The following is a 21,994-nucleotide window of genomic DNA, read 5'->3' as shown; positions in this document are numbered from 1 at the left end:
GTCAGGCGCGGATGAGCCCGGTCTGGTAGGCGCGGACAAGGCGGCGCGGCACCAGCACCTCGCGGCCCTCGACGGTGATGGGGACCAGGTCAGCAGCCTGCGCCTTCCACTGGGAACGGCGATGCCGGGTGTTGGATCGGGATTTCTTTCGCTTGGGCACGGCCATGACGGTTCGTTCTCCTTACCAGCTGGATTTGGTGACGCCGGGCAGTTCGCCGCGGTGTGCCATCTCCCGGAAGCGGACCCGGGAGAGGCCGAACTTGCGCAGGTGGCCTCGGGCGCGGCCGTCGACGGCGTCCCGGTTGCGCACGCGGGTGGCGCTGGCATCGCGTGGCTGGCGGCGCAGCTCCGCGACGGCCGCCGCACGGATCTCCTCGGCGGTGTGCGGGCTGTTGATCAGGCGTTTGAGCTCCGCGCGGCGGGCGGCGTGGCGCTGCACGGTCGCCTTGCGGCGCTCATTGGCGGCGATCTTGCTCTTCTTGGCCATCAGACCTTCTCCCCCTGGGCACGGATGCGCGCCACGGCCGCCTCGATGCCGATCTTGTCAATCGTCTTGATGCCGCGGGCCGACAGGCGCAGCCGCACGTATCGGCCCTCGCTCGGCAGCCAGTAACGCTTGGACTGGATGTTGGGGTTGAACCGGCGCGAGGTGCGCCGGTGCGAATGCGACACCTTCTTGCCGAACTTCGGCTCGGCACCGGTCAGCTGGCACCGCGCAGCCATCAGCGCCCCCCGTAGCGCTGCTTGAAGCGCTCGACGCGGCCGGCGGTGTCGAGCGTGCGGGCACGGCCGGCGCGGAAGACCACCGGATGGTGGTCAGGGTGAATTAGCTCGTTGCGAGCCATCGGATCTCCTCTCGACCCATGGCATGATAACGGAAACGGTTTTCATTTTCTGCCTGGGAGGTCCGATGTCCGTTCCCGTGGTGCTTGTGGCCGGGCTGCACGGTCCCGCCCGCACCGCCGTCGTCGACCGGTTGCTGCGCGAGCACCCCGGCTCCGTGGCGATCCATCACGAACTGCGCCGGATCACCGACGGGGAGGCCGTCAGGATCGTCCGCGACGCCGGCGGGACCAGGCAACGAGCGCAGGTCCGCCTCGCGCACGGATGCACGACGTGCACCGTCCGTGAGGACCTCATCCCCCAGCTCCTGATGCACGGCCCTCACACCGGCCTGCTCGTCGTGGATCTGTGGGACTCCGTCGAGCCCAGGACCGTGGCCGAAGCCCTCGACCACCCCGATCTGCGTGACGATCTGCGGCTCACCGCCGTGCTGGCCGCCGTCGACCCCGAACTGGCCCCCATTGACATCTGCCGCGGCGAGACGCTGGCCGAGGCGGGCAAACCGGCCGCCGCCGGTGATGAACGTCACTTCGCCGAAGTCCTGGCCCGGCAGATCGAGTACGCCACCACCCTCGTTCTGCCCGAGGTGATCCCCCTGCCACTGCCGCAGGCCGAGGAGGAGGCCGTCGACCTGTGCCGTGAGATCCTCGGCCATCTCGTCCCCATGACTCCGGTCATCTCGCCCGGGCAGCCCCTTCCCACGCTCACCGGCTCCGCATTGTGCACCGAGGAGCTCGCGACCATGGTCGATCCGGCCACCGCGCAACTGCCAGGCGAGTCACACACCCCCGCCGCGCACACTGTCGTCTGGCGGCGGACCCGCCCGCTGCATCCGGAACGGTTCTTCGACGCCCTGGACGTCCTGGCCACCGAGTCGGTACGCAGCCGTGGCCGGTTCTGGCTCGCCAACCGCCCCGACCGCATGATCGCCTGGGATGCGGTCGCCGGCATCGTCACGATCGAGGACGCCGGCCCCTGGCTGGCCGCCCTCCCCGACGCCGCATGGGAGATGGTGCCGCCCGCCCGCCGGCTGGCCGCGGCCCTCGACTGGTCTCCCGGCACCGGCGACCGTGTCCAGCACCTGGTCTTCACCGGTCCCGAGCTGGACCGCCGGGAGATCCACGTGCTCCTCGACTCCTGCCTGACGGTCCCTGAGGCCTCCGCCATCGGCGACGACCCCTTCGCCCCCTTCCTCGATCTTCCAGATGGCCCGCATGTCGACACCCGGCCGAACCGATGACAGCGCCAGTCATCACAGGGAAAGCCTTGAGGGTCAGCCGCCGATGGCCACGGGGTCGGGGATCTCGCGCGGCGGTGTGTCGTCCGTCATCGTGTGCCGCCGCCCGCGGGTGGTGCGCAGGCGGGCGATCAGGCCGTGGCGTGGGGCGGCGCACCAGCAGACCAGGAACATCGCGGTCACGACGAGCACGATCATTCCGCCCGAGGCCAGGTTGCAGGTGTAGGAGAGGTACAGGCCGATCAGGGAGGCAGCCGCCCCAGCACCGGGCCGAGGATCATCATCACGCCGAGCCGGTCGGTGAGCAGCCGGGCGCAGGCGGCCGGTGTGATCAGCAGCGCGAGCACCAGGATGTTGCCGACCGCCTGGATGGAGATCACGATCGCGACCGTCACCATCGAGTACAGCGCCAGGTCGAGGCCGAACACCGGCAGGCCGGCGGCGCGGGCGGTCTCGCGGTCCAGGCCTACGGTGACCAGTTGCCGGTGCAGCAGGAGCACCAGCAGCAGTAGCCCGGCGCCGGTCAGCGCCACCGTCAGGACGTCTGCGTCGCTGATGCCGAGGATCTGGCCGAACAGGAATGACTCCAGTGAGCCGCTGTAGCCGGGCGCGGTGCTCAGAATGACGATGCCCAAGCCGAACGCGGCGGCGAAGAAGACCCCGATGACACTGTCCTCTTTGAGCCGCCGGTTCTGGGCGAACACCGCCACCAGCAGCGCGGTCAGCAGGCCTGCTACCGCGCCGCCGAGGGTGAGGTTCCAGTGGAATACGAAGGCCACGGCGACACCGGGGAAGGCCGAGTGGGCCACCGCGTCGCCGATGAAGGCCATGCCGCGCAGCACGACATGGCAGCCGATCACGCCACAGACGATGCCGCACATGGCCGCGACCAGGAAGGCGCGCCGCATGAAGACATGCTCCCAGGGCCCGGCCAGGAAGTCGGCCAGCGCGCTCACGCGGACGCCTCCAGGAACTCCAGGAAGCGGCCGTTGCGGGCTCCGCCGAAGGCGCGCAGCCAGACTGCGGGGTCGCGCAGCTCCGAGGGTGGCCCGTCGGCGATCACGGTCTCGTTGAGCAGGCACAGCCGTCCGCAGGTGAGGGCCGCACCCTGCAGGTCGTGGGTGGTCATCAGTACCGCCTTGTCCTCGCGCAGCCGCTGGAGCAGTTCGATGAGCAGTTCCTGGGTGGGCACGTCCAGGCCGGTGAACGGCTCGTCCAGCAAGAGCAGCCGTGGCCGCAGTGCCAGCGCGCGGGCCACCAGCACCCGTTGGCGTTGTCCACCGGACAGTTCCCCGATGGGCCGCCTGCGCAGATCCGCCATGTCGACGCGTTCCAGCGCCTCTGTGACGGCGGACCGGTCGTCCCGCCCGGCGCGGCGGAACCGGCCGAGATGGTGGATCCGGCCGCTCATCACGGCTCTTTCCACCGAGATCGGGAAGTCCCAGGCGAACTCGTGGCGCTGCGGTACGTAGCCGACGGTGCCGCGGGCCGCCGCGGGCGGTACGCCTTCGATCCGTATCCGGCCGGAGACCGTGGAGATCAGGCCCAGGGCGGCGCGTAGCAGGGTGGTCTTGCCGGCGCCGTTCGGGCCGATCAGTCCCACGAGCTCACCGACGGTGACACGCATGCGCACGTCGGTCAGGACACGGCGTCCGCCCAGCTCCACGGCCAGGTCTTCGACGTCAAGAGCCGGCAAGGCCGGGGACTGATCGGCCACGGCGAGTTCCGCGTTCGAGTCAGCGTTCGGGCCCGAGGTGGTCCTGGACATTCAGGCCTCCTTTCCGGCCGCCGCAGCCGCGCGGCGGGAGGGCCTCCGCGCCATGACCGTGATGGTGATGGCGACCACGACCGCCGCCCCCGCGACGCCGATGATCAGCCAGGCCCATCCGGGGAAGCCCTGGCCGGATTCGGCGCGTCCAGTACCGGGGGTCGTGCCACCGGCGACGAAACCCGCCGGCGCCGGGACGCTGAACGCCGCGTCGGGAGATCCTGCGCCGACGAAGATGCGCAGCAGGCGCCGGTCGTTGACCTGCCTGCCGTCCAGGGTCCGTCCGCTGATGTCGATGTCCAGCAAGTAGGTGCCCGGCGCCGAGAACACCCAGTTGCCGTGCGCGTGGGTGTTCAGATCGATGCCCATCTGCTGCGGATAGGGCCGCGAACCGTCGAAAAGGACCTTCGGAGCGCCGAAGTCGCCGTTGACGAACAACGCGAAGCGTCCAGGGCCGGTGACCCCGCGCAATGACCAGGTCACCTCGCGGTTGATGGTGGAGGCGACCTGCGGGTCCTGGGTGTTCCAGCCGGGCCAGAGCACGCCTTGCTGCTGCACCTGCGGCAGGACCCACACCTCGGTCCCCGGCTTGCCGAGAAAGGAGAACTGGCTGCCTTCGGGGACCTTGACCTTGGCCGCGTCCACGGTGTGCAGGACGACGTCCTCCACGTTCCGCCACACCGGCGGGCGTACGGTGTCGTCGCGGACCTGCACGGTCCACTTGCCGTCGAGGAAGCGCGGCCCGATGTCGACGTGCCCGTCTGCGATCACTGTCCGTCCGGTGACGGTCCGTTCCCCGGCCTGGACCGAGGGGGAGGGCGACGGCGTGACCCGCGCCGCCGCCTGGACCGAGGGGTGGAGCGACGGCGTGACCCGCGCCGCCGCGTCCACCGCCGGCAAGAAGGACATGACGGCGGCGGCGAGCGCCGCGAGCAGGCCGGTCCAGCCGGCTGCCGTCCTGGGCCTCAGGTTGGACATCAGGCGTCTCCCAGGCATTTGCGCAGTTCGGTGGCGTTGTGCCGCATCATGGCGACGTAGTTGCGTGCGGCGTCGTCGAAGGCGTCGCCGTAGAGCTTGCAGACCTTGACACCCTGGTCCTTGGCCACCTGGGTGAGCACCGCCGAGCGCCGCGCGAGGCCCGGTTCCATGAAGACCGCGGGAACCCGCAGGTTGCGGATGGTCTGGGTGAGCTTGGCGACCTGCTCGGCGCTGGGTTCCTGGGCGGGGTTGGGCACGACGAATCCGGCGACGGTCATGGAGTACGCCTGGGCGAGGTAGCCGAACGCGTCGTGTGTGGTGATGAGTTGCCGCCGATCGGCCGGGATCTGCGCGACCTGTGCGCGGACGAAGGCATCGAGCTTGTCGAGGTCGGCCAGGTACGCGCGGGCGTTCCGGTCGTAGTCGGCGGCGTGGCCGGGGTCGCGTTTGCGCAGTGTGTCGCGGATGAGCTGGACGTAGGCCTTGGCGTTGCGGACGTCCTCCCACAGGTGGGGGTCGATCTCACCGTGCACGTGCTTGCCGATCACCGCCTGCGGCAGCTGGTGGACCTGTGCACCGGGCTTGCCCAGGAACGAGAACGCGCGATCGTCAGGGACCTTCTCCAGAGCCCGGTTCGGCACGTCGATGATGACGTCCTTGACCGGCACCTTGCGCTGAGCCGCGGCGGCGCCTCCGGGGGATCGCGCCCCCGGCCGTCCGATGTCGGTCCAGGCGTACAGCTCGGCGCCGTCCAGATCCACCGCCAGGTCGGTGTGACCGTCGTCGAGGATCGTCGCCTTGTCGGCTCCGCCGATCGTGCGGGGATCGACGCCGACGGCGAAGGTGAACGTGCCCTTGCCCATGGGGACCGGTGCTGTGTTGGCGTTGCGCAGCTTGGCCTCCAATGTCAGCCGGTAGACGCCGGGCTTGGAGAACGCCCAGTTGACGTGCGTGTGCGCGGCGGGCGGCAACGCGACGACATCCTTGGCGTCCAGCCCGTCGGCAGAGTTGAAGTACACCTTGGGCTGGCCGAGCGCCTCGGTGAGGTAGACCGCCAGCTCACCGGGGCCTTCCAGGTCGGTCGCCGCGAGCTCAACGTCCGACGACCGTGTCGCCCCCCGCCCGGTGCCCTCGCCGCGAACAGCCAGGCCGAGCCAGATGACGTCGAGGCCGATGTTCTCCACCAACGGGATGACGTTGGCGCCGTACGATTCGGCGGCCTCGGCCAGTGAAACGTTCGGCACGCCCTTGCGGACGTTGGAGTCGATGGTCTTGATCAGTGAGTGTTCTTCGAGCAGCAGGTGGTTGGTGAACGTCGCATCCGCCTTCGAGACCTTGGCCGCGTCAGCGGGCGCCGGCTCGTAGGAGTGCGGATCGCCGCCCGGGGGCACGATCGAGTCGACGCGCACCCGGTCACCGCCCACGTTCTTGACCAGGTCGGCCAGGATCTCGGTGGTCGTGACCACCCCGAGGGCCCCGCCGCCGGCCCGGTCGCGGCCACCCGCGCACCCCGTCGCCAGCACGATCAGGGCCACGATCGCTGCGCCCGCTCGTGCGGCCCGATGAAGGACGTGCATGGGCCTCCCTACCTCTCCGCCAGGAACGATCACGTCACACATCGGTCGGCGTGCCGGTCCGGCGGCGCCGGACGAAAGTGAGGCCGACGGTCGTCCCGCCGGCCGCCAGCAGGGCCGCGCCCAGCCCGGCCGGAACCAGGAGCGCGGATCCGGTGAAGGGCAGCTTGCCCGTGCGGCAGGCGTTGGGGCCGCTCACCGCCCGGCTCGGCGACGGGCTCGGCGAGGTGCTCGTGGTGGCCGTGCTCGTCGGCGTGCTCGTCGGCGTGCTCGATGCCGCGCTCATGGGTGTGCTCGACGCGGCCCTCCGGGCCGTCAGCGGCCGCAGCCCGGCCGACTGCGGTGAGGCCCCCGATGCCTGAGCCGATCTGGGGTCCACGTTGCCGACCGCGAATGTGACCACCTCGGTGTCACTGGACTTGGCGCCCGATGCCAGCGTCGCGGTGTGGGTGAAGGTGGCCTTGTAGATGCCTTCCTTGGTGAAGGCCCAGTTGCCGTGCGCATGTGTGCCCAGCCGGATGCCGTAGGTATCGGGCATCCCGTCCCCGCTGTTGAAGATGATCCTCGGTTGGCCGAACGTGCTGTACTCATAGACGGCCAGGGTCCCCGGGCCCTCCACCTTGTCCAGCGACCAGGAGATGTCGCCCTTGACCTGAGAGCTTCGCAGCTCTTCGGTGTTCCAGCCGAGCCAGGGGACGCCCGCCTTCTGGGTTTGCGGGATCTGCCAGATCCTCGACCCCGGGCTCCCCAGGAAGCCGAACCCCGCCGGCACCTGCGTGGCGGCCTCCGCCTTGAGGTGGAACACGACCGCGGAGGGCTCCCGCCACGTCGTCCGGCCGGCCTGCGTGCCGTCCTTCACCGCCGACTGCAACCCGCCGCCCATCACACGGGCGGCGTAGTCGACGTGGCCGTCGTCCAACACCACCTTCTCGGTCGAAGGGCTCCCGCCGCCGTCGCCATCACCATCGCCGTCGCCACCACCTGAGCCGGAGGGCGTCGGGGTCGCGCATTTGGCGCTCCCCGCGGCGTCCCCACTGCCCCCACCTCCAGAGCCACCACCGCCACCGCCACCGCCACCACCGCCGCCCGGCGACCGCGTGGCCGAGGGACTGGCGCTCGGACGAGGGGGGCCCGGCGTTGTCGGCCGTGGTCCAGGCGTCGTGTTACGTGTCGGACTGGTCGTGGGCGAGGTCGTCGGCGTGACCGTCGGTGAGGTCGTCGGGGTCACGGTCGGAGTGACCGTCGGAGTTGTCGTGGGAGTGGGGGTGACCAGTTCGGGGGGCACGTCGCCCGCGATCGTGCCGCCCACGTACCAGTTCAGCGTCACGGGGGCGGCGACGTGCCTGGTGCCGTTCTTGTCGGTCGCCGCCACCTCGAACGTCAACGAGTAGGCGCCCAGAGCGCTGAACGCCCAGTTCACATGGTGGTGCGTGCCGACGGACTCCTTGAAGGTCTTGAACTGGGCGTCCGCCGAGCTGAACAGCCGCACCGGGAGACCGGCCCCGTCGACGTTGAAGATCTCCAGCACCCCTGGCCCGGTGAATCCGATCAGCGTGAGCTCGACCGTGCGGGCGCCGAACTCGAAGATGTCATGCGGCAGGTTCTCGGTGGACCAGCCCGGCCAGATCAGCCCCGGGACCTCGAGCTCCGGCGCCACCCACACCGGGCTTCCCGGCGCACCGAGGAAGGCGAAGTCCGTTCCTTCGGGGACCGGCAGCTTGGAGTCGGCATTGTCCTTGAGCTGGACGACCACGTTGCCCGGGTCCTCGATCTCAAAGGAGCCGGTGGCGCCGATGCGCGTGCGCACCCGTAGAGCGCCGCCCTCGTACACCGGGTCCAACAGGTCGGCGTGGATGTCGTTGATGACCCGTCTCGTTTGGGGGGCGGACGGTTCTGCGGGAGTGGCGAGTACAGGCACCGCCGGCACCGCGGCGAGCAGGGCGAGCGTCGCCAGGCCCGCGATTCCCAGCAACAAGCGGCGCCCCGGCATGGTGCGTCGCATCAGAGGCGCTCCTTGTGATCGATGACGGCGGTTCCTGTGGCGGCCCAGGTCGGCCCTGAGAGTCGAGCGGCAACGACCACATGAAAATGATTACTATTTTCGTTATTGTCGATCAAGGTGCCCGACCTGTCCGACTTCGGCCAGCCGCGAGTGAGTGAAAATGATTATCGTTCACTCCATTCGGGCGCACCCCGCGCTCTCACCCCTCCGAAGGAGTCCTCACAGTGCAGCCACGCTCTGCGCTCTCGCTGATCTCGGCCGTGCTCGCGGCGGCGCTCATCAGCGCGGTGCCCGCCCACGCCGGCGGGCGCGTCACCTTGGACACCGGCCATGTGGACGTGATCGACATCGAGTACGAAAACGGCGCGCTCGAGGTGCACGTCCACGACGAGACCGTCGAGCCGGACGTGACCAGGGAACCCGGCGAGGTCCTCTTCCGGGCCCTTCCCGAGTCGCGCACGACCGTGCCCGACGGCTCCGCGTACGCCTTCCTCGGCAAGCCAGGGGCACCCGTCTGGGTGCTTCCGGAGGTCGATGACCCTGGTCTGCTCTGGCCCGGCGTCAGCACCGAGGAGTTGTCCTCGGGCGTCTTCTCCGCCGACTCGGTCACCCTCAAGCTCAGGAACGTCCGTGGCCCAGGCCGGTTCAGCATCTTCACCGAAGGCGCCGCCGGCGCGCCCGACGTCCTGGTCAACTCCGGCGACGGCCTGCCCGACGCCACGGCCCTGTCCGTCGGCGGCCACAAGCACGCCAGCTGGGCGTTCTCCGCGCCCGGGACCTACTGGCTGACGTTCCAGGTGACCGCTCAGCTCACCGGCGGCAGTCAGCGGGTCGCCTCGGAACCGGTGACCTACCTCTTCAAGGTCGGGTGAACGGAAATGACGCCTCACATCCCTTCGACCCGTAGGAGCACGGCCATGCTCGGAGCCCGGGCCGTCGTCGCGCTCGTCGCCACAGTCGTCGCACTGCTGGCCACCGCCGCACCCGCCAGCGCGGCTGTCACCCTGACCAGCGGGCACGTCGACGTCATCGACGTCAACTACGCCTCCGGCAACCTCGCCGTCCAGGTCCGTGACGAGACCACGGGTACCGCGGTAGAACGCAGTCCCGCCGACGTCGTCCTCCAAGTCCCGGCCGCAGCCAAGATCACTGTGCCCGGCGGCTCTCAGTGGAGCTTCCTGGGCGCTGCGGGCTCGACCGTCTGGGTGCTACCGCAGAACCAGGTCGCCGGGCTGCTGTGGGCGGGCTGGAATGCCAACGACGTGGCCACCGGCGTCTTCACCAATAACCAGCTCACCTTCGAATTGGTGAGCGTGACCGGCGGCCAGTTCAGCATTTACACCACCACCCTCGGCAACCCCACCGTCAGGTTCCACAGCCGCAGCGCGGGTCCGAAGACCCAGCTCGTCTCCGCCAAGGCTCACTCCCACGCCAACTGGGCGTTCAACACCGCTGGCACCTACACGGTGACCTTCAAGGTGACCGGAACCCTCGCCGGGACCACGACCACCAAGACCTCAGGCAACGTCTCCTTCACCTTCCAAGTCCTCAACTGATCCACCCACCGGACAACGAGTACTGACAAGCGCGGGGGCGGCCTCCCGCAGGTGAGACCGCCCCTACGTCGCAAACCCCGGGCCGACACCACACCGTCCCCGGCGAACTTCGGTGTCCAGGATGCCGTTGGTGGCGGCCTCCGGTCCCTTGCCGCCGATCTTTGCGTGGATCGCCGACACCATGCGCCTGTCGCCGCCGGTCATCTCGTGCATCGCCCCGTCCCATTGACGGGTGAGGGCTTGTGCCGCCTGGTCGGCTGGATCGGTCTCCCGATGGACCTCGGCTTTGATCTTGTCGGCAAGGTCGTTGACGTCCCCGTCGAGGGTCTGGGCGATTTCACGCAGGGGCATTCCGAGCTGGCGCAGTGCGATGATCCAGGTCCCCAAGCCGTACGCGCACCCGCACCAGTGGCAGTCCGACGTGCTGCTCCTGTCCCTGCTCGCGGGAGGCGCCGCCGCACTGCTGCTGTCGACGATCCTCGTCGCCACCAGGAGTGCTTCCCCGGACGGTCACCACACAAGTGTGGTGACCAGGCCCAGGGCGGCGCAGGCACCGAGGGTGCGCAGCACACTCCACCGGAGCCGGAAGATCATGAGCAGGGCGGCGAGCGTGATGGCCAATGCCGTCGGGCGCCAGGTGGTCAGGTCGGGGACCTGGAGGTGAACGGGCCCCCAGTCGCGGTCGTCGGTCGTGCGGAAGAGGGTGTGGACGGCGAAGTAGAGGGCGAGGTTGGCGATGACGCCGACGACGGCGGCGGTGATGCCGGTGAGGGCTGCTGAGATCGACTTGTTGCCGCGGAGCCGTTCGACCGATGGGGCGCCGAGGAAGATGAACACGAAGCAGGGCACGAACGTGACCCAGGTGGTCAGCAGCGCACCGAGCAGGGCGGCGGTCCACGGGTCGAGGTCGCCCGGGTCGCGGTAGGCGCCGACGAACGCGACGAACTGCACGACCATGATGAGAGGGCCAGGGGTGGTCTCGGCCAGGGCCAAACCACGGACCATTTCGCCGGGGTTGAGCCAGCCGTAGGTGTGCACGGCGCTTTGGGCGACGTAGGCGAGCACGGCATACGCGCCGCCGAAGGTGACCAGGGCGGCACCGGAGAAGTACAGACCCTGGGTGGTGAACACGCTGCCAGCGCCGGTCGCCGCGGCCACGATGGCCAGCGGAATGCCCCAGGCCACCAGCCCGACCGCCAGGACCTTGAGGGCTCGGCGCCAGCTGGGAGGTTCGTGGTGCAGGGCGTCGTCGGAGATCAGCGGTGGCGGGCCATCGTCACTGCCGTGGCCTTTCTTGAGGGTGAAGATGTGCGGGCGGGCGCGGGCCAGCAACCATCCGGCCAGAGCAGCCGCGGCGATGACGACGGGAAACGGGACGGCGAACACCGCGAGCGCGGCGAACGAGGCGACCGCCAGCACGATCAGGACGGGATGGGTGAGGGAACGGCGCCCGACGCGCATGACGGCCTGGGCGACGATGGCGAGCACGGCCGGGGCCAGACCGGCGAACAGGCCGGTGATCAGAGTGGTGGTGCCCCAGCCGACATAGATCGCGGACAACGCGAGCAGAGCCAGCACACCAGGCAGGACGAACAAGGTGCCCGCCACCAGGCCACCTCGGGTCCCGTTGAGCAGCCAGCCCACGTAGATCGCCAGTTGCTGGGCCTCGGGGCCGGGCAGCAGCATGCAGTACGACAAGGCGTGGTTGAAGCGTTGCTGGCCGATCCAGCGGCGCTCCTCCACCAGGGTGCGTTGCATGACGGCGATCTGCCCGGCGGGGCCACCGAAGGTCTGCAGTGAGACGGCGAACCAGGCCCGTACGGCGTGCCGGAAGGGCACCACGTCGGCAGTGCCCTCAGGCCCGGTCGCCGAACCGGGCACCGGCGATGTGGAGGATGTCGGCTCGGTCGTCATGCAGGGTCTCGTCCCAGGAGCGTGGCGCGGCGGAGGTATTCGTACAGCCCGTCGAACAGCGGTCTGGTGAGCTCGATGACGCGGTCGTCGTCGCAGACCATCGACAGTCCGCGCAGTGCGACGTCGAATCCCACCGCCTCAGGGGCGTCGTAGCGTTCGTCGTCCAGGTCGGCCTCGTGCACGATCTCGGCGATCCGCCACAGCACCGGATCGGCCATGTCGTAGCGACGCAAGATGGTCTCGAAACTGCAGTCGGCGCCGTGGTGTCCAAGCTCGGCTCCGCGCATGTCGAACGGGGTCGCGCCATCAGGCACCTCGGCGGGATCGGTGACGAAGACGAATTCGGCCGATTCGTCGAGGTGACGGCGGATCAACCATGCGCACGCGGCACGGTCGATATGGATCCCGGCACGGGTCGCCCATCTCATGGTTGTGGCGTCTCCTGGGATGTGGGGACTGGTGGGGAGGGCTCGGCGGCCGCGTCGCCGGCTGGGGTGCCGGTGGTCAGGGCCTCGACTGCGGCACGGGCGTGCTGGCGTTCGGCGGGCGGGAAGTAGTCGCGCCGCGCGATCCGGCGCAGCTCAGCCCGCAGCCGCCGCAGCGCCGCCAGTGCGGCCGCCGAGCCGGGTTCGGTGGCCTCGGCGGCTTGGCCGGCCCGGGCCGCGACGGCGGCGTACTCGGCGGCGCGGGCGGCCGCCATCTGCGCGGCCAGCTCGCGCTCTTGGGCGAGGGTGGCGGGGCGAGCGAACCAGATGGTGGCGTTGCCGCCGGCGTCGGTCACCTCATCGGCGATCCACTCAAGGTGCTCACGGGTGCGCGCATCAGCGGGCAGCGCCACCAGCCCGTCGGAGATCTGCGCGACCCCCAGCCTCTTGAGCTTGCGCCACACACTGATGCGCGGCGTCGAAGGCTCGCGCGGCAGCCGGTAGGACAACAACACCCATTCCCCAGGACCGTGCTGCCCGGCCGCCTGCGCGGATGGTGGTGGGGTCACTCGCACCGCTCACCCACACCGAGCACGCGCGCCACTCTGGACAGCCCGGCAGCGGCGATCAGCACGACCACCACATCGTCGATGTGCGGGACCGCCGTATCACAGGGCATGTAACCATGGTTGCACGCCTCCATCACCCCCTGCCAAACCGGGGCCGTCTCCGCCAGGGGATCGACAGTCGGTACATCAGTGCAACCACGGTTACATTGGGCGGGACGTTTGTTGCCGAACGTTGGAGGGGCGTGGTGGCACACACGGTGGTGTTCGTCTGTCCGCATGGGGCGGGTAAGAGCCGGGTGACAGCAGCGCTGTTCGAGGTCGCCGCCGGCGCAGGTTGGCAGGCGAGCTCAGCCGGGCTGGAGCCGCAAGAGCAGGTCAGCGAGCATGCGGTGGCTCTGTTGGCCGATGACGCCGCCGGGGTGTTGCTGGATCATTCCGCACCGCGCCGGCTTACTCGGGCGGCGAGCGGCGATGTGATTGTGGCGATCGACTGCGAGGTCGCCGGTGCTCGCCGATGGACGTTGACCGAGTCGTGGCCTGGCCCGGCGGTGCGCGAGGAACTGCGTGGTCTGACTGCGGCGTTGGCTGGGGAACTGCTCGGCAGGCGAGCCGTGCGGTGAGTGACCACCGGATGCTCCGATCCCGGGCGTCCCTCCCACGGCTCCGTCCGTCTCCGGAGCACTGCGCACCGCACCTCGACCGTCCTGTTTGATCGTGCCGAGCGACTCCGTCTCTGGACCGAACCTGTGCTGAACGGCACGTTCGCCGGCTGGCGCACTCCAGCGGCAGGTCGTCACCGGGGCGGGCGAGGTACGTCGGCGTTGTCCACACTCATAGTGATCGACAACGAGCGCGAATCTGGCCCAAAGTAGGCCGAACTCGGACATCGTCCCCTGGACTCGGCGACCAACTCTGTGACGGCGAGCCTTCCGCTCACCCGAGCCCCAAAGAACCAAAGCCGAGAAGATGCCGACAAAGTGCTACTACAACCCGTAGTATCAGTTTGTCGATGGAGGTGATCATGCCAGTGAGCCAGTACGCCACGGCGGCCGGCGCGACTTTTGATGCGGTGAAGGCCGACGACTGTCCCCTCTATGAGGTCGCCGGTCTGGGCAAGAGCTATGGTGATGCCGCGCGGGCGCTGGACGGGGTGGGCTTCGAGGTTCGGGCGGGCGAGGTGTTCGGCGTGCTGGGGCGTAATGGCGCCGGCAAGTCCACGTTGGTGCGGCACCTGGTCGGGTTGCTCCGGCCAGATGCCGGAACCGTGCGGCTGCTCGGCACTGAGATCGGTCAGGAACCGCGGAAGGCGGCCGAACATGTCGCTTATCTGCCCCAGGCCGAGAGCGCCCTGTCGGACATGAGCGTTCGGGTGGCAGTGGAGACGACCGCCCGGCTTCGTGGGATCCGGCGGAAGCAGGCGCGCGGCGAGGCCGCGCGGTTGCTGGACGAGCTCGCTCTCACTCCGCTCGCCGACCGCCGGATCGGGCGGCTGTCGGGTGGGCAGCGGCGCCTGGCGGAAGTGGCGACCGCGCTGGCGGGCGACCGCCGGGTTCTGGTGCTGGACGAGCCGACGACCGGGCTGGACGTCGACACCCGGCACCGGGTGTGGGGCGCGCTGCGGCGCCGTCGTGATGCCGGGGTCGCCATCGTGCTGGTCACGCACAACGTGGCCGAGGCGGAGACCGTGCTCGATCGAGTGCTTGTGCTGCGCGGCGGCCGGATGGCGGGCTACGACACTCCGGGTGGGCTGAAGGCCGAACTCGGTGACGACGTGCGGCTGGATCTGGCGTGGCGGGATGTTCCGCCGGAACCACTGCCGGAGGCGATCACCGCTCGCGCGGTGATGTCGGGACGGCGCTGGTCGTTGCGGTTGCCGAGCGCTGAGGCCCGGGGTCTGCTGTCGGAACTCTTGGACGGGCCGGCGTTCGCGGCGCTCGACGATTTCACGCTCCGCACGCCTTCACTGGAGGACGTGCTGCTGGCGGGTGAGGAGCAGTGAGCGTCGCTGGACGGAGCGGCCCGACACCGCTCGCGGTCGCGGTTGCGGCCATCTACAGTGCGCAGCTCAGCCGGGCCAAGGCGGGCGGCGGTGCGATGGCCGTAGTCGGCACGCTGCAGTCGGTGGGCATCGTCGTGCTGCTGCACGGCACCGGTGGAACGGCTGCCGAGGAGTCACGGGCCACGATCGTCGCCGGAGCGGCCCTGGGCGTGGTGGCGTTCCTGGCCCTCAACCTGCTCGCCCAGCGGTTCGGGGCGCTCAAATCCGGCGGTGGGCTCGACTACTACGGCAGCCTCCCGATCCGGCCAGCCGCGGTCGTGCTGGGACTGTCGAGCGGGTACGTCACGTTCGCGATTCCGGGTGCGGTCGTCACGGCGGCGATCGGGACGGCCCTGTTCGATCTGCCGGTCACCCACGGCTGGATGTTGGTCGTCACGACGGTGACGTGCGGCATCACGTTCAGCGGGATCGGTGCGTTGTGCGGGCTGATGCCCTCCCGTCCGGAGATCGCCACGCTGGCCGGCCAACTGGGGTTCACGCTCGTGCTCATGCTGGGCGTGATCCCGCCCGCCTCCTGGCCGTCCGTGCTGCGTCCGGTCAGAGCCGCGCTGCCACTCACCTACGACATCGACGCACTCGCCAGCGCTCTGACGAGCACGCCGGGCTGGCCGGGGATCGCCACCCGTCTGGCCGGATCAGCCGCCTTCGGCGCCTGCTGCCTCGCTGTCGCCGCCCGCAGTTACCGCAAGGCCCTCGATCAGTGACCAAGGAGGACCTCGCACCATGCCCGCCGATGCCCGCCGCCCGGCTCTTGGCGCGCGGCGCGGTGTCGCTCACCCTCGTCGGCTGGCTACTGCACCTCGGCCAGATGACCAGCCGTGGGCTCGCCGCCGAGCACTCCTACTCCGGCATCTGACACCGATGGAACGGTCGCTACACATCCGATCGTCCGCCGTTGGTCTCGGCACCGAGGCTGCGCAGGACGAAGGTGGTGACCCGTTCGGTCGTCTCCTCAAGGTCACGGTGGCCCTGCCCGAGCGGAAACCGTTCCGCCCCCAGGCACGCATGAACGAGGTTGGCGGTGGCCGCCGGATCACTCGGTGCGAACTCCCCCGCCTCCACCCCTGCCCGGATGATGTCAGTGAGGAGCATGCCGAGAGGCTGAACGTGCGCATGCATCTCCCGGTAGCCGTCGGGTCCAAGCAGGGTGGCGAGCTCGGGCCCGGCGGGCTGTGGGTAGGCCGCGAAGTCGGCGAGCTGCTGGTGAACGTAGGCGACGATCTGCTCGGTCGCCGTCGCGGCAGAGCCCAGCGCCCCGGTCAGCTCGTCCATGAACCGTTCGGTCTCGTACCGCGCATGGGCGATCAGCAACGCCCTGACATCCGGGAAGTAGTTGTAGACAACGCTGCGGTGCAACCCCGCCCGTCCCGCAACCTCGGCCATCGTCAGCTTGTCCACCCCGTCGGAGGCCATCACGTCCCGGACCGCAACAAGGATCTTCTTCCGGGTGGCGGTGCGATGCTGGTCAGGGCTTCCGGAGATGCGAGGCACGTTCTGCATGGTAGGAGACACAGCTCATGCACACGTCTTCACCTTCCCGCGCGGCCAAGTATGTCGAGGAGCCGCTCGAACCCGGCATCTCCGCCCTCATGCTGAAGACCCTCATCAACTCCACCGGCTGAGGCCTGCCATCAGACGGTGTGATGCCCGTGCAGCACGGCATGGTGGTCAGTTCCGTCATGACTGTCAGGATCGGTATGCACCGTGGCCGCGCGCAGGCGGGGCAGGTCATGAATGAGCCTGTGCTCGGCGTCCACCGCCACGGCATGCGCCTGCGCCAACGACAGATCCGGCGCCAGCACGATGTCGGTCTCGGCACGCAGCGCATGACCGACCCAGCGCAACCGCACACGGCCGACCCGCCGGACGCCGTCCACCTGAGCCAGGATCTGCTCGGCCTCGGCGACCAGCGCGGGATCCACCGCGTCCATCAGCCGGTGATAGATCTCCCTGATCGCATCCCGCAGCACGAAACAGATCGCCACCGTGATGAGCAGCCCGATGATCGGATCGGCGATCGGATACCCGAGCGCGGCCCCGGCCGCACCGGCCAGGACCGCCAGTGAGGTGAAGCCGTCGGTGCGAGCATGGAGCCCGTCGGCGACCAGCGCCGCCGAGCCGATCTCCCGGCCCGCCTTGATCCGATAGCGCGCCACCCACTCGTTCCCCAGAAAGCCGACCACGGCCGCGGCGGCGACCCACCACAGCGCGCGAACATCCTGCGGATCGACCAGGCGCCGGAACGCCTCGTACCCGGCCAGCGCCGCCGACCCAGCAATGATCACCACGATGACCAGGCCAGCGAGATCCTCCGCCCGCCCGTACCCGTAGGTGAACCGCCGCGTGGCCGCCCGCCGCCCGATCAGGAACGCGATGGCCAAGGGCACCGCCGTCAACGCGTCCGCCACGTTGTGCAGCGTGTCTCCCAGCAACGCGACCGACCCCGAGAACACCACGATCACTGCCTGGATCGCCGCCGTGATCATCAAGATCCCGAACGACAACCCGAGCACGCGCAGCCCGCGCCCGCTGGACTCCAACGCCTCATCGGTCTTGTCCGCGCTGTCGTGGCTGTGCGGTGTGAGCAGATGCCGGACCCGACCCAGCAGCGACCGGACCGCCCCGGCGTCCCGTCCATGACCGTGCCCGTGCGCATGGCCGTGGCCGTGAGGGTGCCCGTGCGGGCGCTGTCTCTTGTGGGTGTCGGACACTGCGCTCCTCCCTTGCAGATGGTGTTCTGGCCAACATATGTAGACATGTGCGCACGCGGCTACAAGGCAGGTGCCAGTCCATTGCAAGTGCCAACAGCCACCAGAAACCGCCTGCCTTGATTGCCTAGGGGTCTTGGGCGTCGCAGGGGTCGTTCGGGGCGCTGGACGTCAGGTTTCGCGGAGGGTGTAGCGGATCTTGGGCTCGCCGTGCGCGCCGGATCTGTCGTAGAACCGGATGGCATCGTTGTTCCAGGAGGGGGTTTGCCATTGGATCTGTGTCACGCCGATTTGCCGAGCGATGCCGCGCAGGTGGTCCAGCAGTTCGGCTCCCAGACCGCGGCCACGGTAAGCCTCGGTGAGGAAGACGCAGTCCATGTGGAGGAATTCCGCTGCCTGCCATGTGGAGAATTCGAGCGTGTAGGAGAGGTAGCCCACGAGCTCGTCCGCCGCGCAGACGACCAGGCACCACAGCCGGGGTTGTGGCGCGAACAATGCCGGCCGCAGGCGGTCGGCGAGGTCGTGGAGTGGCGGCGCCGCGCGCTCGAACTCGGCGTGTGCGGCACACAGCAGCGCCAGCTCCGCGAGGTCTTCTGGCTGGACCGGACGGATCGTGTACGCCTCGGTCGGGCGCCCGTCAGCAGCCACAGCTGACGGTGGAGAAATGGGCGACCGTGTCGCCAGGTGCGGCCAGGGCGATGGAGAGAACAGCGCTCATGTGATCAATGGTGCTGGTGGTCACCATCCGGAGCCAGCGGTGTGAACGCCGATGTCCGCTGATATCTCGCCATCACCTCCACCAGGGTGGCCGCCGGGCGCACCTGCCCGAACACCTCCCGACGGGCCCTGGCGACCCGCTCGCCTATAGATCATCGTTGTGAACTCGCGCAGAATCCGGGCGGGGGATGGAAACGGCGTTGTACGGGGTCTTCGAGGTCGGCGGTGTGGTGAAGCGGGCGTTGGGGAGGTACAGCCGGGAGCCGACGGCGGCCACGGTCGTCGGTACGTCGAACCGGGTGTCAGTCGCCCGCCGTACGACACGGCCGCTGGTCCCTGCCGCGTTCAACCGCAGGACGGCCACGGTGTTGTCGCGGTTCTGCACTGCGTACAACGTGCGGCCGTGCAGCAGAAGGCCGTCGCCGTTGGGCAGTGACTCGCCGTGCAGGTTCACCCGGCGGGTCGTACCGGTCCGGCTGACACGGAACAGCCGGCCGGTGTTGGACTGGACGATGATCAGGCCTCGGCCGTCGGGGGTTGGTGTGATGCCGTTGGCATTGAAGCCGGTGCCGTACGCCAGGTCGCCCGTGAGCGGGATTCGCGTTGCGGCGGCGGGTAGCCGTCCCCCGCGTAGCGGCAGCTTGTAGAGCACCGGGTTGGTGGAGTCGGTGAACCACGCCGCGCCCTGGGTGAGGGTGACGTCGTTGACGAACGCCGGACCGGTGGCCAGCCGGTAGGAGGCCAGCACCCGGCCGGTGCGGATGTCGATGACCCGTGCGTCACCGCCCTCACCGCCCGCCACGAACAGCCGTCCGCGCGAGTCGGTCTTCAGCCCGAGGGCCGGTGTGCCGGGTCCTCGGCTGACGATCGCGCCCCGTCCGGTGCGCAGGTCGGCGCGGTAGATCGAACCGTCGGCCCGGGAGCCGACGAAGGCGACCGGGCCGGGTCCGATCGCGATGCCCTCGGGGCGGAACCCGTTCGGAAGCCCGATCGTGGTCGGGAACACCGTCGCCTCGGGGCGGTGGCCGCGGGCTTGGTGGTCGGCGGACGCCTGGGCCGGTGCGGCCATCGCGGCGACCAGCCCGAGCACGAGCACGGCGGATGTTCTCTGAGGTCGCATGAGGCGCTCTCCTTGACGCGGGTGCGTGGCTGCGGGCGGCGGTTTCAGTTGTCGTTGGCTGGGGTGAACGCTTCGGTGTGGTCGTGGGCGAAGTCGGCGATGTCGCGTGGTGGGTGGCCCAGGAGGTCGGTGACGGTGTCGGTGGTGAAGTCTCCCCAGCCGGACACATAGGCCTGTGCGTATTCCTGGAGCATGTCGATGGTCCAGGCCGGCAAGCCGTAGCCGAGCAGGGTCTTGCGCTTGGCGTCGTCGCTGACCGGCAGGTAGCTGATGGGCCTGTCGAGGGCGGCTGCCAGGTGGTGGGCGACGTGGTCGAACGTCAGTGCGCGGGGGCCGGTGAGGGTGTAGATCTGGCCGTGGTGGCGGCCGGGGTCCTCCAGCAGCACGCGGGCGGCGGTGTCGGCGATGTCGCGTGCGTCGATCATGCCCAGGCGGGCTGCGGCCATGTTCAGCGAGAAGGTGCCGGTGGCGGCGATGTCGGCGGCTTCGTTCAGCAGGTTCTGCATGAACCAGTGCGGGCGCAGGATCGTCCAGCCCAGGCCGGATCGTTGGAGCTCCTGATCCGACAGGGCGTGCAGCCTGCCACTGCGGGTCGGCGCGTCGTGGGCCGCGCCGACGACCGACAACCGCACGATGCGGTCCACACCGGCCTGGCGTGCCGCCCACACGGCGTTCATGCTGTTCTCCGGAGCACGCGGACCGTTCGGGGTGAGCAGCCACACGTCCTGCACACCCTCAAAGGCGGGCGGCAGCGACCCGGGGTCATCAAGGTCCCCGACGAAAACCGCGGCGCCCTGCTCACGCAGGCGCTTTGCTTTGGATTGGTCGCGGACCAGGGCTCGCAGGTCGACGTCGGCGCCTTCCAGCGCGTTCATCAGCGCGGTGGACACGGTGCCGGTGGCTCCGGTGATCAGTACGGTACGCGCCATGATCATTCTCCTTTGGTGGCGGCGGGGACACGGGCCAGGCTGCGGAGGACGTCGGGGGTCAGCTGAGCGGCGGCGATGGCGGTCAGCGCGAGAACGAACCCGACGCCCTGCAACGGCGTCAGGGATTCACCGAGGAACAGCCAGCCCAGGATCGTGGCGACCGTCGGTGACAGCAGAGCGAGGAACGCCGCGGCGACCACGGGCAGCCGGCCGATGCCGTGGAACCAGATCGGGAAGGAAAGCAGGGCGGCCACAACGGACAGCCACGCGTAGCCGCCGACCGCACGAAGATCCAGCCCGGGCGGAAGCCCCTCGAACGCAAGGGCGAGCGGAACGAGCACGAGACCGCCGGCGGTGAGCTGCCAGCCGGCGATGGTCGCCGCGCCGGCGCCCTCCGGGCGTCCCCAGCGTTTGGTCAACACGATCCCACCGGCCAGCACGCCGGCGGCTGCGAGGCCGGCCAGGATGCCGAGCAGGTCGAAGGCGAACTGGCCGCGCAGGACCATCAGCCCGACGCCCACCACGCCGATCAGGGCCCAGCCGAGCCGCCAGCGCGTGGGCTGCTCACCGAGCAGCAGGAAGGCCAGGCCGATGACGAACAACGGCAGGGCGGCGGTGAGGGTCGCCGCGACGCCGCCCGGCAGCCGGTAGGCGGCGACGAACAGCAGGGCGAAGAGCGCACCGATGTTGAGGGTGCCGAGCAGCAACGAGCGCCACAGCCACGTGCCGTGCGGCAGCCGGCGCGTGATGGCGAGCAGGATCAGCCCCGCCGGCAGTGCGCGGATCACCCCGGACACCAGCGGGTGGCCGGGTGGCAGGAACTCGGTGGTGACCAGGTACGTGGTGCCCCAGCTGACCGGAGCGGCCGCGGTCAACGCGGTCAGTCCCACAGTGCCGCCGGCGGGCGCGAGCGGGGCGGGCGCGGCATGCGACACGGTGCCCATGTAAGCCAACCTTTCAACGTTGAAATCTTCAACGTTGCCGACCGTATGCCCGGTGATACGTTGACGTCAAACAGTTCAACCTTGAGGAGTGCTCGTGGCACGTGATGCCGTCGACCTCATCGTGGAGCAGTGGGCTCGCGCCCGGCCCGACCTTGACGCGACCCCTGTGCAGGTCCTCGGCCGCCTCTCCCGGCTGACCCGGATCGCCGAGCGCGAGTTCCAAACGCTCTTCAGCGAGTTCGGGCTGCAGATGGGCGAGTTCGACGTCCTCGGCACCCTCCGCCGCGCCGGCCCGCCCGACGGCATGACCGCCGGCGCGCTGGCCCGCCACTCGATGAAGACCGCGGGCGCCATCACCAACCGGCTCGACCGGCTCGTCGCCAAGGGCTACGTCACCCGCGACGTCGACCCCGCCAACCGGCGCACCGTCATCGTCGCTCTCACACCTGCCGGCCGCGAGCTCATCGACCGCGCCGTCGCAGCCCACCTGGACAACTCACGACGCATCCTCGCCGCACTCGACCAGCACCAACAGGACGACCTCGCCGCGACCCTGCGCACCCTGCTGCTCAGCCTCGGCGACGAGGCGAGCGACCCCAGGGCAGTGGGCGACGCCTGAGCCTCCGGGCGTTCCGGAGACGGCGTTTCACG

General features: G+C 69.6%; 28 protein-coding genes. 8 read left to right on the top strand and 20 right to left on the bottom strand.

Going from position 1 to position 21,994, the window contains the following annotated elements:
* Position 1: 1 nt before the first annotated feature.
* Genes rpmF through F8566_RS13160 form a run of 4 tightly spaced genes read right to left on the bottom strand, consistent with a single transcriptional unit; the run spans position 2 to position 845 of the window.
* Positions 2 to 166 (bottom strand): 50S ribosomal protein L32, encoded by a 165-nt coding sequence (gene rpmF, locus F8566_RS13175; RefSeq protein ID WP_151560468.1) that lies wholly within the window; start codon positions 164 to 166, stop codon positions 2 to 4.
* 15 nt (positions 167 to 181) lie between these two features.
* On the bottom strand, positions 182 to 487 hold the full coding sequence (gene rpsN / locus F8566_RS13170; RefSeq protein WP_151560467.1) for a 30S ribosomal protein S14: 306 nt from the start codon (positions 485 to 487) through the stop codon (positions 182 to 184).
* Positions 487 to 723: a 50S ribosomal protein L28 gene (rpmB, locus tag F8566_RS13165; RefSeq protein ID WP_151560466.1), complete on the bottom strand. Its 237-nt coding sequence runs from the start codon at positions 721 to 723 to the stop codon at positions 487 to 489. Before rpmB ends, rpsN begins: the two co-directional genes overlap by 1 nt.
* Positions 723 to 845 carry a 50S ribosomal protein L31 gene (locus tag F8566_RS13160; protein WP_151560465.1) on the bottom strand — a complete coding sequence of 41 codons (123 nt, stop codon included), beginning with the start codon at positions 843 to 845 and terminating at the stop codon, positions 723 to 725. The genes rpmB and F8566_RS13160 overlap by 1 nt, the downstream gene beginning before the upstream one ends.
* Positions 846 to 910: 65 nt before the next feature.
* Here F8566_RS13160 and F8566_RS13155 point away from each other — a divergent pair, with 65 nt between their 5' ends.
* A complete protein-coding gene (locus F8566_RS13155) occupies positions 911 to 2,083 on the top strand; it encodes a CobW family GTP-binding protein (RefSeq protein ID WP_151560464.1) in 1,173 nt (390 codons plus the stop codon).
* A gap of 33 nt (positions 2,084 to 2,116) precedes the next feature.
* Here F8566_RS13155 and F8566_RS51080 read toward each other — a convergent pair whose 3' ends face one another.
* Genes F8566_RS51080 through F8566_RS13130 form a run of 6 tightly spaced genes read right to left on the bottom strand, consistent with a single transcriptional unit; the run spans position 2,117 to position 8,402 of the window.
* Positions 2,117 to 2,278, bottom strand: a complete 162-nt coding sequence (locus F8566_RS51080) for a hypothetical protein (protein ID WP_225993122.1) — start codon at positions 2,276 to 2,278, stop codon at positions 2,117 to 2,119.
* 44 nt (positions 2,279 to 2,322) lie between these two features.
* Positions 2,323 to 3,036 (bottom strand): anchored repeat-type ABC transporter permease subunit, encoded by a 714-nt coding sequence (locus tag F8566_RS13150; RefSeq protein WP_225993121.1) that lies wholly within the window; start codon positions 3,034 to 3,036, stop codon positions 2,323 to 2,325.
* A complete protein-coding gene (locus F8566_RS13145; RefSeq protein WP_192809655.1) occupies positions 3,033 to 3,848 on the bottom strand; it encodes an anchored repeat-type ABC transporter ATP-binding subunit in 816 nt (271 codons plus the stop codon). Before F8566_RS13145 ends, F8566_RS13150 begins: the two co-directional genes overlap by 4 nt.
* A complete protein-coding gene (locus F8566_RS13140) occupies positions 3,849 to 4,826 on the bottom strand; it encodes a TIGR03773 family transporter-associated surface protein (protein ID WP_192809654.1) in 978 nt (325 codons plus the stop codon).
* Positions 4,826 to 6,403 carry an anchored repeat ABC transporter, substrate-binding protein gene (locus F8566_RS13135; RefSeq protein ID WP_151560462.1) on the bottom strand — a complete coding sequence of 526 codons (1,578 nt, stop codon included), beginning with the start codon at positions 6,401 to 6,403 and terminating at the stop codon, positions 4,826 to 4,828. The genes F8566_RS13140 and F8566_RS13135 overlap by 1 nt, the downstream gene beginning before the upstream one ends.
* A 34-nt stretch (positions 6,404 to 6,437) precedes the next feature.
* The gene (locus F8566_RS13130) at positions 6,438 to 8,402 is read right to left on the bottom strand and encodes a TIGR03773 family transporter-associated surface protein (protein ID WP_151560461.1); all 1,965 of its coding nucleotides are present in this window, start codon (positions 8,400 to 8,402) and stop codon (positions 6,438 to 6,440) included.
* Positions 8,403 to 8,626: 224 nt separating this feature from the next.
* Here F8566_RS13130 and F8566_RS13125 point away from each other — a divergent pair, with 224 nt between their 5' ends.
* Both F8566_RS13125 and F8566_RS13120 read left to right on the top strand, forming a co-directional pair.
* Positions 8,627 to 9,274 (top strand): choice-of-anchor M domain-containing protein, encoded by a 648-nt coding sequence (locus F8566_RS13125; RefSeq protein WP_151560460.1) that lies wholly within the window; start codon positions 8,627 to 8,629, stop codon positions 9,272 to 9,274.
* Between the two features lie 45 nt (positions 9,275 to 9,319).
* Complete coding sequence (locus F8566_RS13120; RefSeq protein ID WP_151560459.1) at positions 9,320 to 9,958, top strand: choice-of-anchor M domain-containing protein; 639 nt, start codon at positions 9,320 to 9,322, stop codon at positions 9,956 to 9,958.
* A 63-nt stretch (positions 9,959 to 10,021) separates the two neighbouring features.
* Here the strand turns inward: F8566_RS13120 and F8566_RS13115 are convergent, their stop codons facing one another.
* The 4 genes from F8566_RS13115 to F8566_RS13100 are packed head-to-tail and all read right to left on the bottom strand — an operon-like array spanning position 10,022 to position 12,866.
* On the bottom strand, positions 10,022 to 10,447 hold the full coding sequence (locus F8566_RS13115) for a MerR family transcriptional regulator (protein WP_151560458.1): 426 nt from the start codon (positions 10,445 to 10,447) through the stop codon (positions 10,022 to 10,024).
* A gap of 21 nt (positions 10,448 to 10,468) precedes the next feature.
* On the bottom strand, positions 10,469 to 11,872 hold the full coding sequence (gene chrA, locus F8566_RS13110) for a chromate efflux transporter (RefSeq protein ID WP_151560457.1): 1,404 nt from the start codon (positions 11,870 to 11,872) through the stop codon (positions 10,469 to 10,471).
* Positions 11,869 to 12,300 carry a chromate resistance protein ChrB domain-containing protein gene (locus F8566_RS13105; protein WP_151560456.1) on the bottom strand — a complete coding sequence of 144 codons (432 nt, stop codon included), beginning with the start codon at positions 12,298 to 12,300 and terminating at the stop codon, positions 11,869 to 11,871. Before F8566_RS13105 ends, chrA begins: the two co-directional genes overlap by 4 nt.
* On the bottom strand, positions 12,297 to 12,866 hold the full coding sequence (locus F8566_RS13100; RefSeq protein ID WP_225993120.1) for a Chromate resistance protein ChrB: 570 nt from the start codon (positions 12,864 to 12,866) through the stop codon (positions 12,297 to 12,299). The genes F8566_RS13105 and F8566_RS13100 overlap by 4 nt, the downstream gene beginning before the upstream one ends.
* A 245-nt stretch (positions 12,867 to 13,111) precedes the next feature.
* On the opposite strand from F8566_RS13100, the gene F8566_RS13095 reads away from it, so the two are divergent.
* The 4 genes from F8566_RS13095 (at position 13,112) to F8566_RS49820 (ending at position 15,781) form a co-directional block, all read left to right on the top strand.
* Positions 13,112 to 13,486 (top strand): arsenate reductase/protein-tyrosine-phosphatase family protein, encoded by a 375-nt coding sequence (locus F8566_RS13095; protein WP_151560455.1) that lies wholly within the window; start codon positions 13,112 to 13,114, stop codon positions 13,484 to 13,486.
* Positions 13,487 to 13,887: 401 nt separating this feature from the next.
* Positions 13,888 to 14,865, top strand: coding sequence for an ABC transporter ATP-binding protein (locus F8566_RS13090; RefSeq protein WP_151560454.1), 978 nt, complete (start codon positions 13,888 to 13,890; stop codon positions 14,863 to 14,865).
* Complete coding sequence (locus F8566_RS13085) at positions 14,862 to 15,629, top strand: ABC transporter permease (protein ID WP_151560453.1); 768 nt, start codon at positions 14,862 to 14,864, stop codon at positions 15,627 to 15,629. The genes F8566_RS13090 and F8566_RS13085 overlap by 4 nt, the downstream gene beginning before the upstream one ends.
* Positions 15,626 to 15,781 carry a hypothetical protein gene (locus F8566_RS49820; protein ID WP_192809653.1) on the top strand — a complete coding sequence of 52 codons (156 nt, stop codon included), beginning with the start codon at positions 15,626 to 15,628 and terminating at the stop codon, positions 15,779 to 15,781. The genes F8566_RS13085 and F8566_RS49820 overlap by 4 nt, the downstream gene beginning before the upstream one ends.
* 17 nt (positions 15,782 to 15,798) lie before the next feature.
* On the opposite strand, the gene F8566_RS13080 is transcribed toward F8566_RS49820, so the two are convergent.
* The 6 genes from F8566_RS13080 to F8566_RS13055 all read right to left on the bottom strand — a co-directional run bounded on the left by F8566_RS13080 (position 15,799) and on the right by F8566_RS13055 (position 21,343).
* Positions 15,799 to 16,416: a TetR/AcrR family transcriptional regulator gene (locus F8566_RS13080; protein WP_192809652.1), complete on the bottom strand. Its 618-nt coding sequence runs from the start codon at positions 16,414 to 16,416 to the stop codon at positions 15,799 to 15,801.
* Positions 16,417 to 16,556: 140 nt separating this feature from the next.
* Entirely contained in the window at positions 16,557 to 17,636 is a 1,080-nt protein-coding gene (locus F8566_RS13075) for a cation diffusion facilitator family transporter (protein ID WP_151560451.1), read from the bottom strand.
* 168 nt (positions 17,637 to 17,804) lie between these two features.
* Positions 17,805 to 18,281, bottom strand: a complete 477-nt coding sequence (locus tag F8566_RS13070) for a GNAT family N-acetyltransferase (RefSeq protein WP_151560450.1) — start codon at positions 18,279 to 18,281, stop codon at positions 17,805 to 17,807.
* Between the two features lie 214 nt (positions 18,282 to 18,495).
* The gene (locus F8566_RS13065; protein ID WP_151560449.1) at positions 18,496 to 19,470 is read right to left on the bottom strand and encodes an NHL repeat-containing protein; all 975 of its coding nucleotides are present in this window, start codon (positions 19,468 to 19,470) and stop codon (positions 18,496 to 18,498) included.
* A gap of 44 nt (positions 19,471 to 19,514) precedes the next feature.
* Entirely contained in the window at positions 19,515 to 20,399 is an 885-nt protein-coding gene (locus F8566_RS13060; protein WP_151560448.1) for an SDR family oxidoreductase, read from the bottom strand.
* A gap of 2 nt (positions 20,400 to 20,401) precedes the next feature.
* Entirely contained in the window at positions 20,402 to 21,343 is a 942-nt protein-coding gene (locus F8566_RS13055) for an EamA family transporter (protein ID WP_151560447.1), read from the bottom strand.
* Between the two features lie 94 nt (positions 21,344 to 21,437).
* Here F8566_RS13055 and F8566_RS13050 point away from each other — a divergent pair, with 94 nt between their 5' ends.
* On the top strand, positions 21,438 to 21,962 hold the full coding sequence (locus F8566_RS13050) for a MarR family winged helix-turn-helix transcriptional regulator (RefSeq protein ID WP_151560446.1): 525 nt from the start codon (positions 21,438 to 21,440) through the stop codon (positions 21,960 to 21,962).
* Positions 21,963 to 21,994 lie beyond the last annotated feature (32 nt).

Source organism: Actinomadura rudentiformis (assembly GCF_008923185.1).
GTDB lineage: Bacteria > Actinomycetota > Actinomycetes > Streptosporangiales > Streptosporangiaceae > Spirillospora > Spirillospora rudentiformis.
Note: the sequence above shows the minus strand (reverse complement) of the source record. Positions and strands in the feature narration are given on the sequence as shown.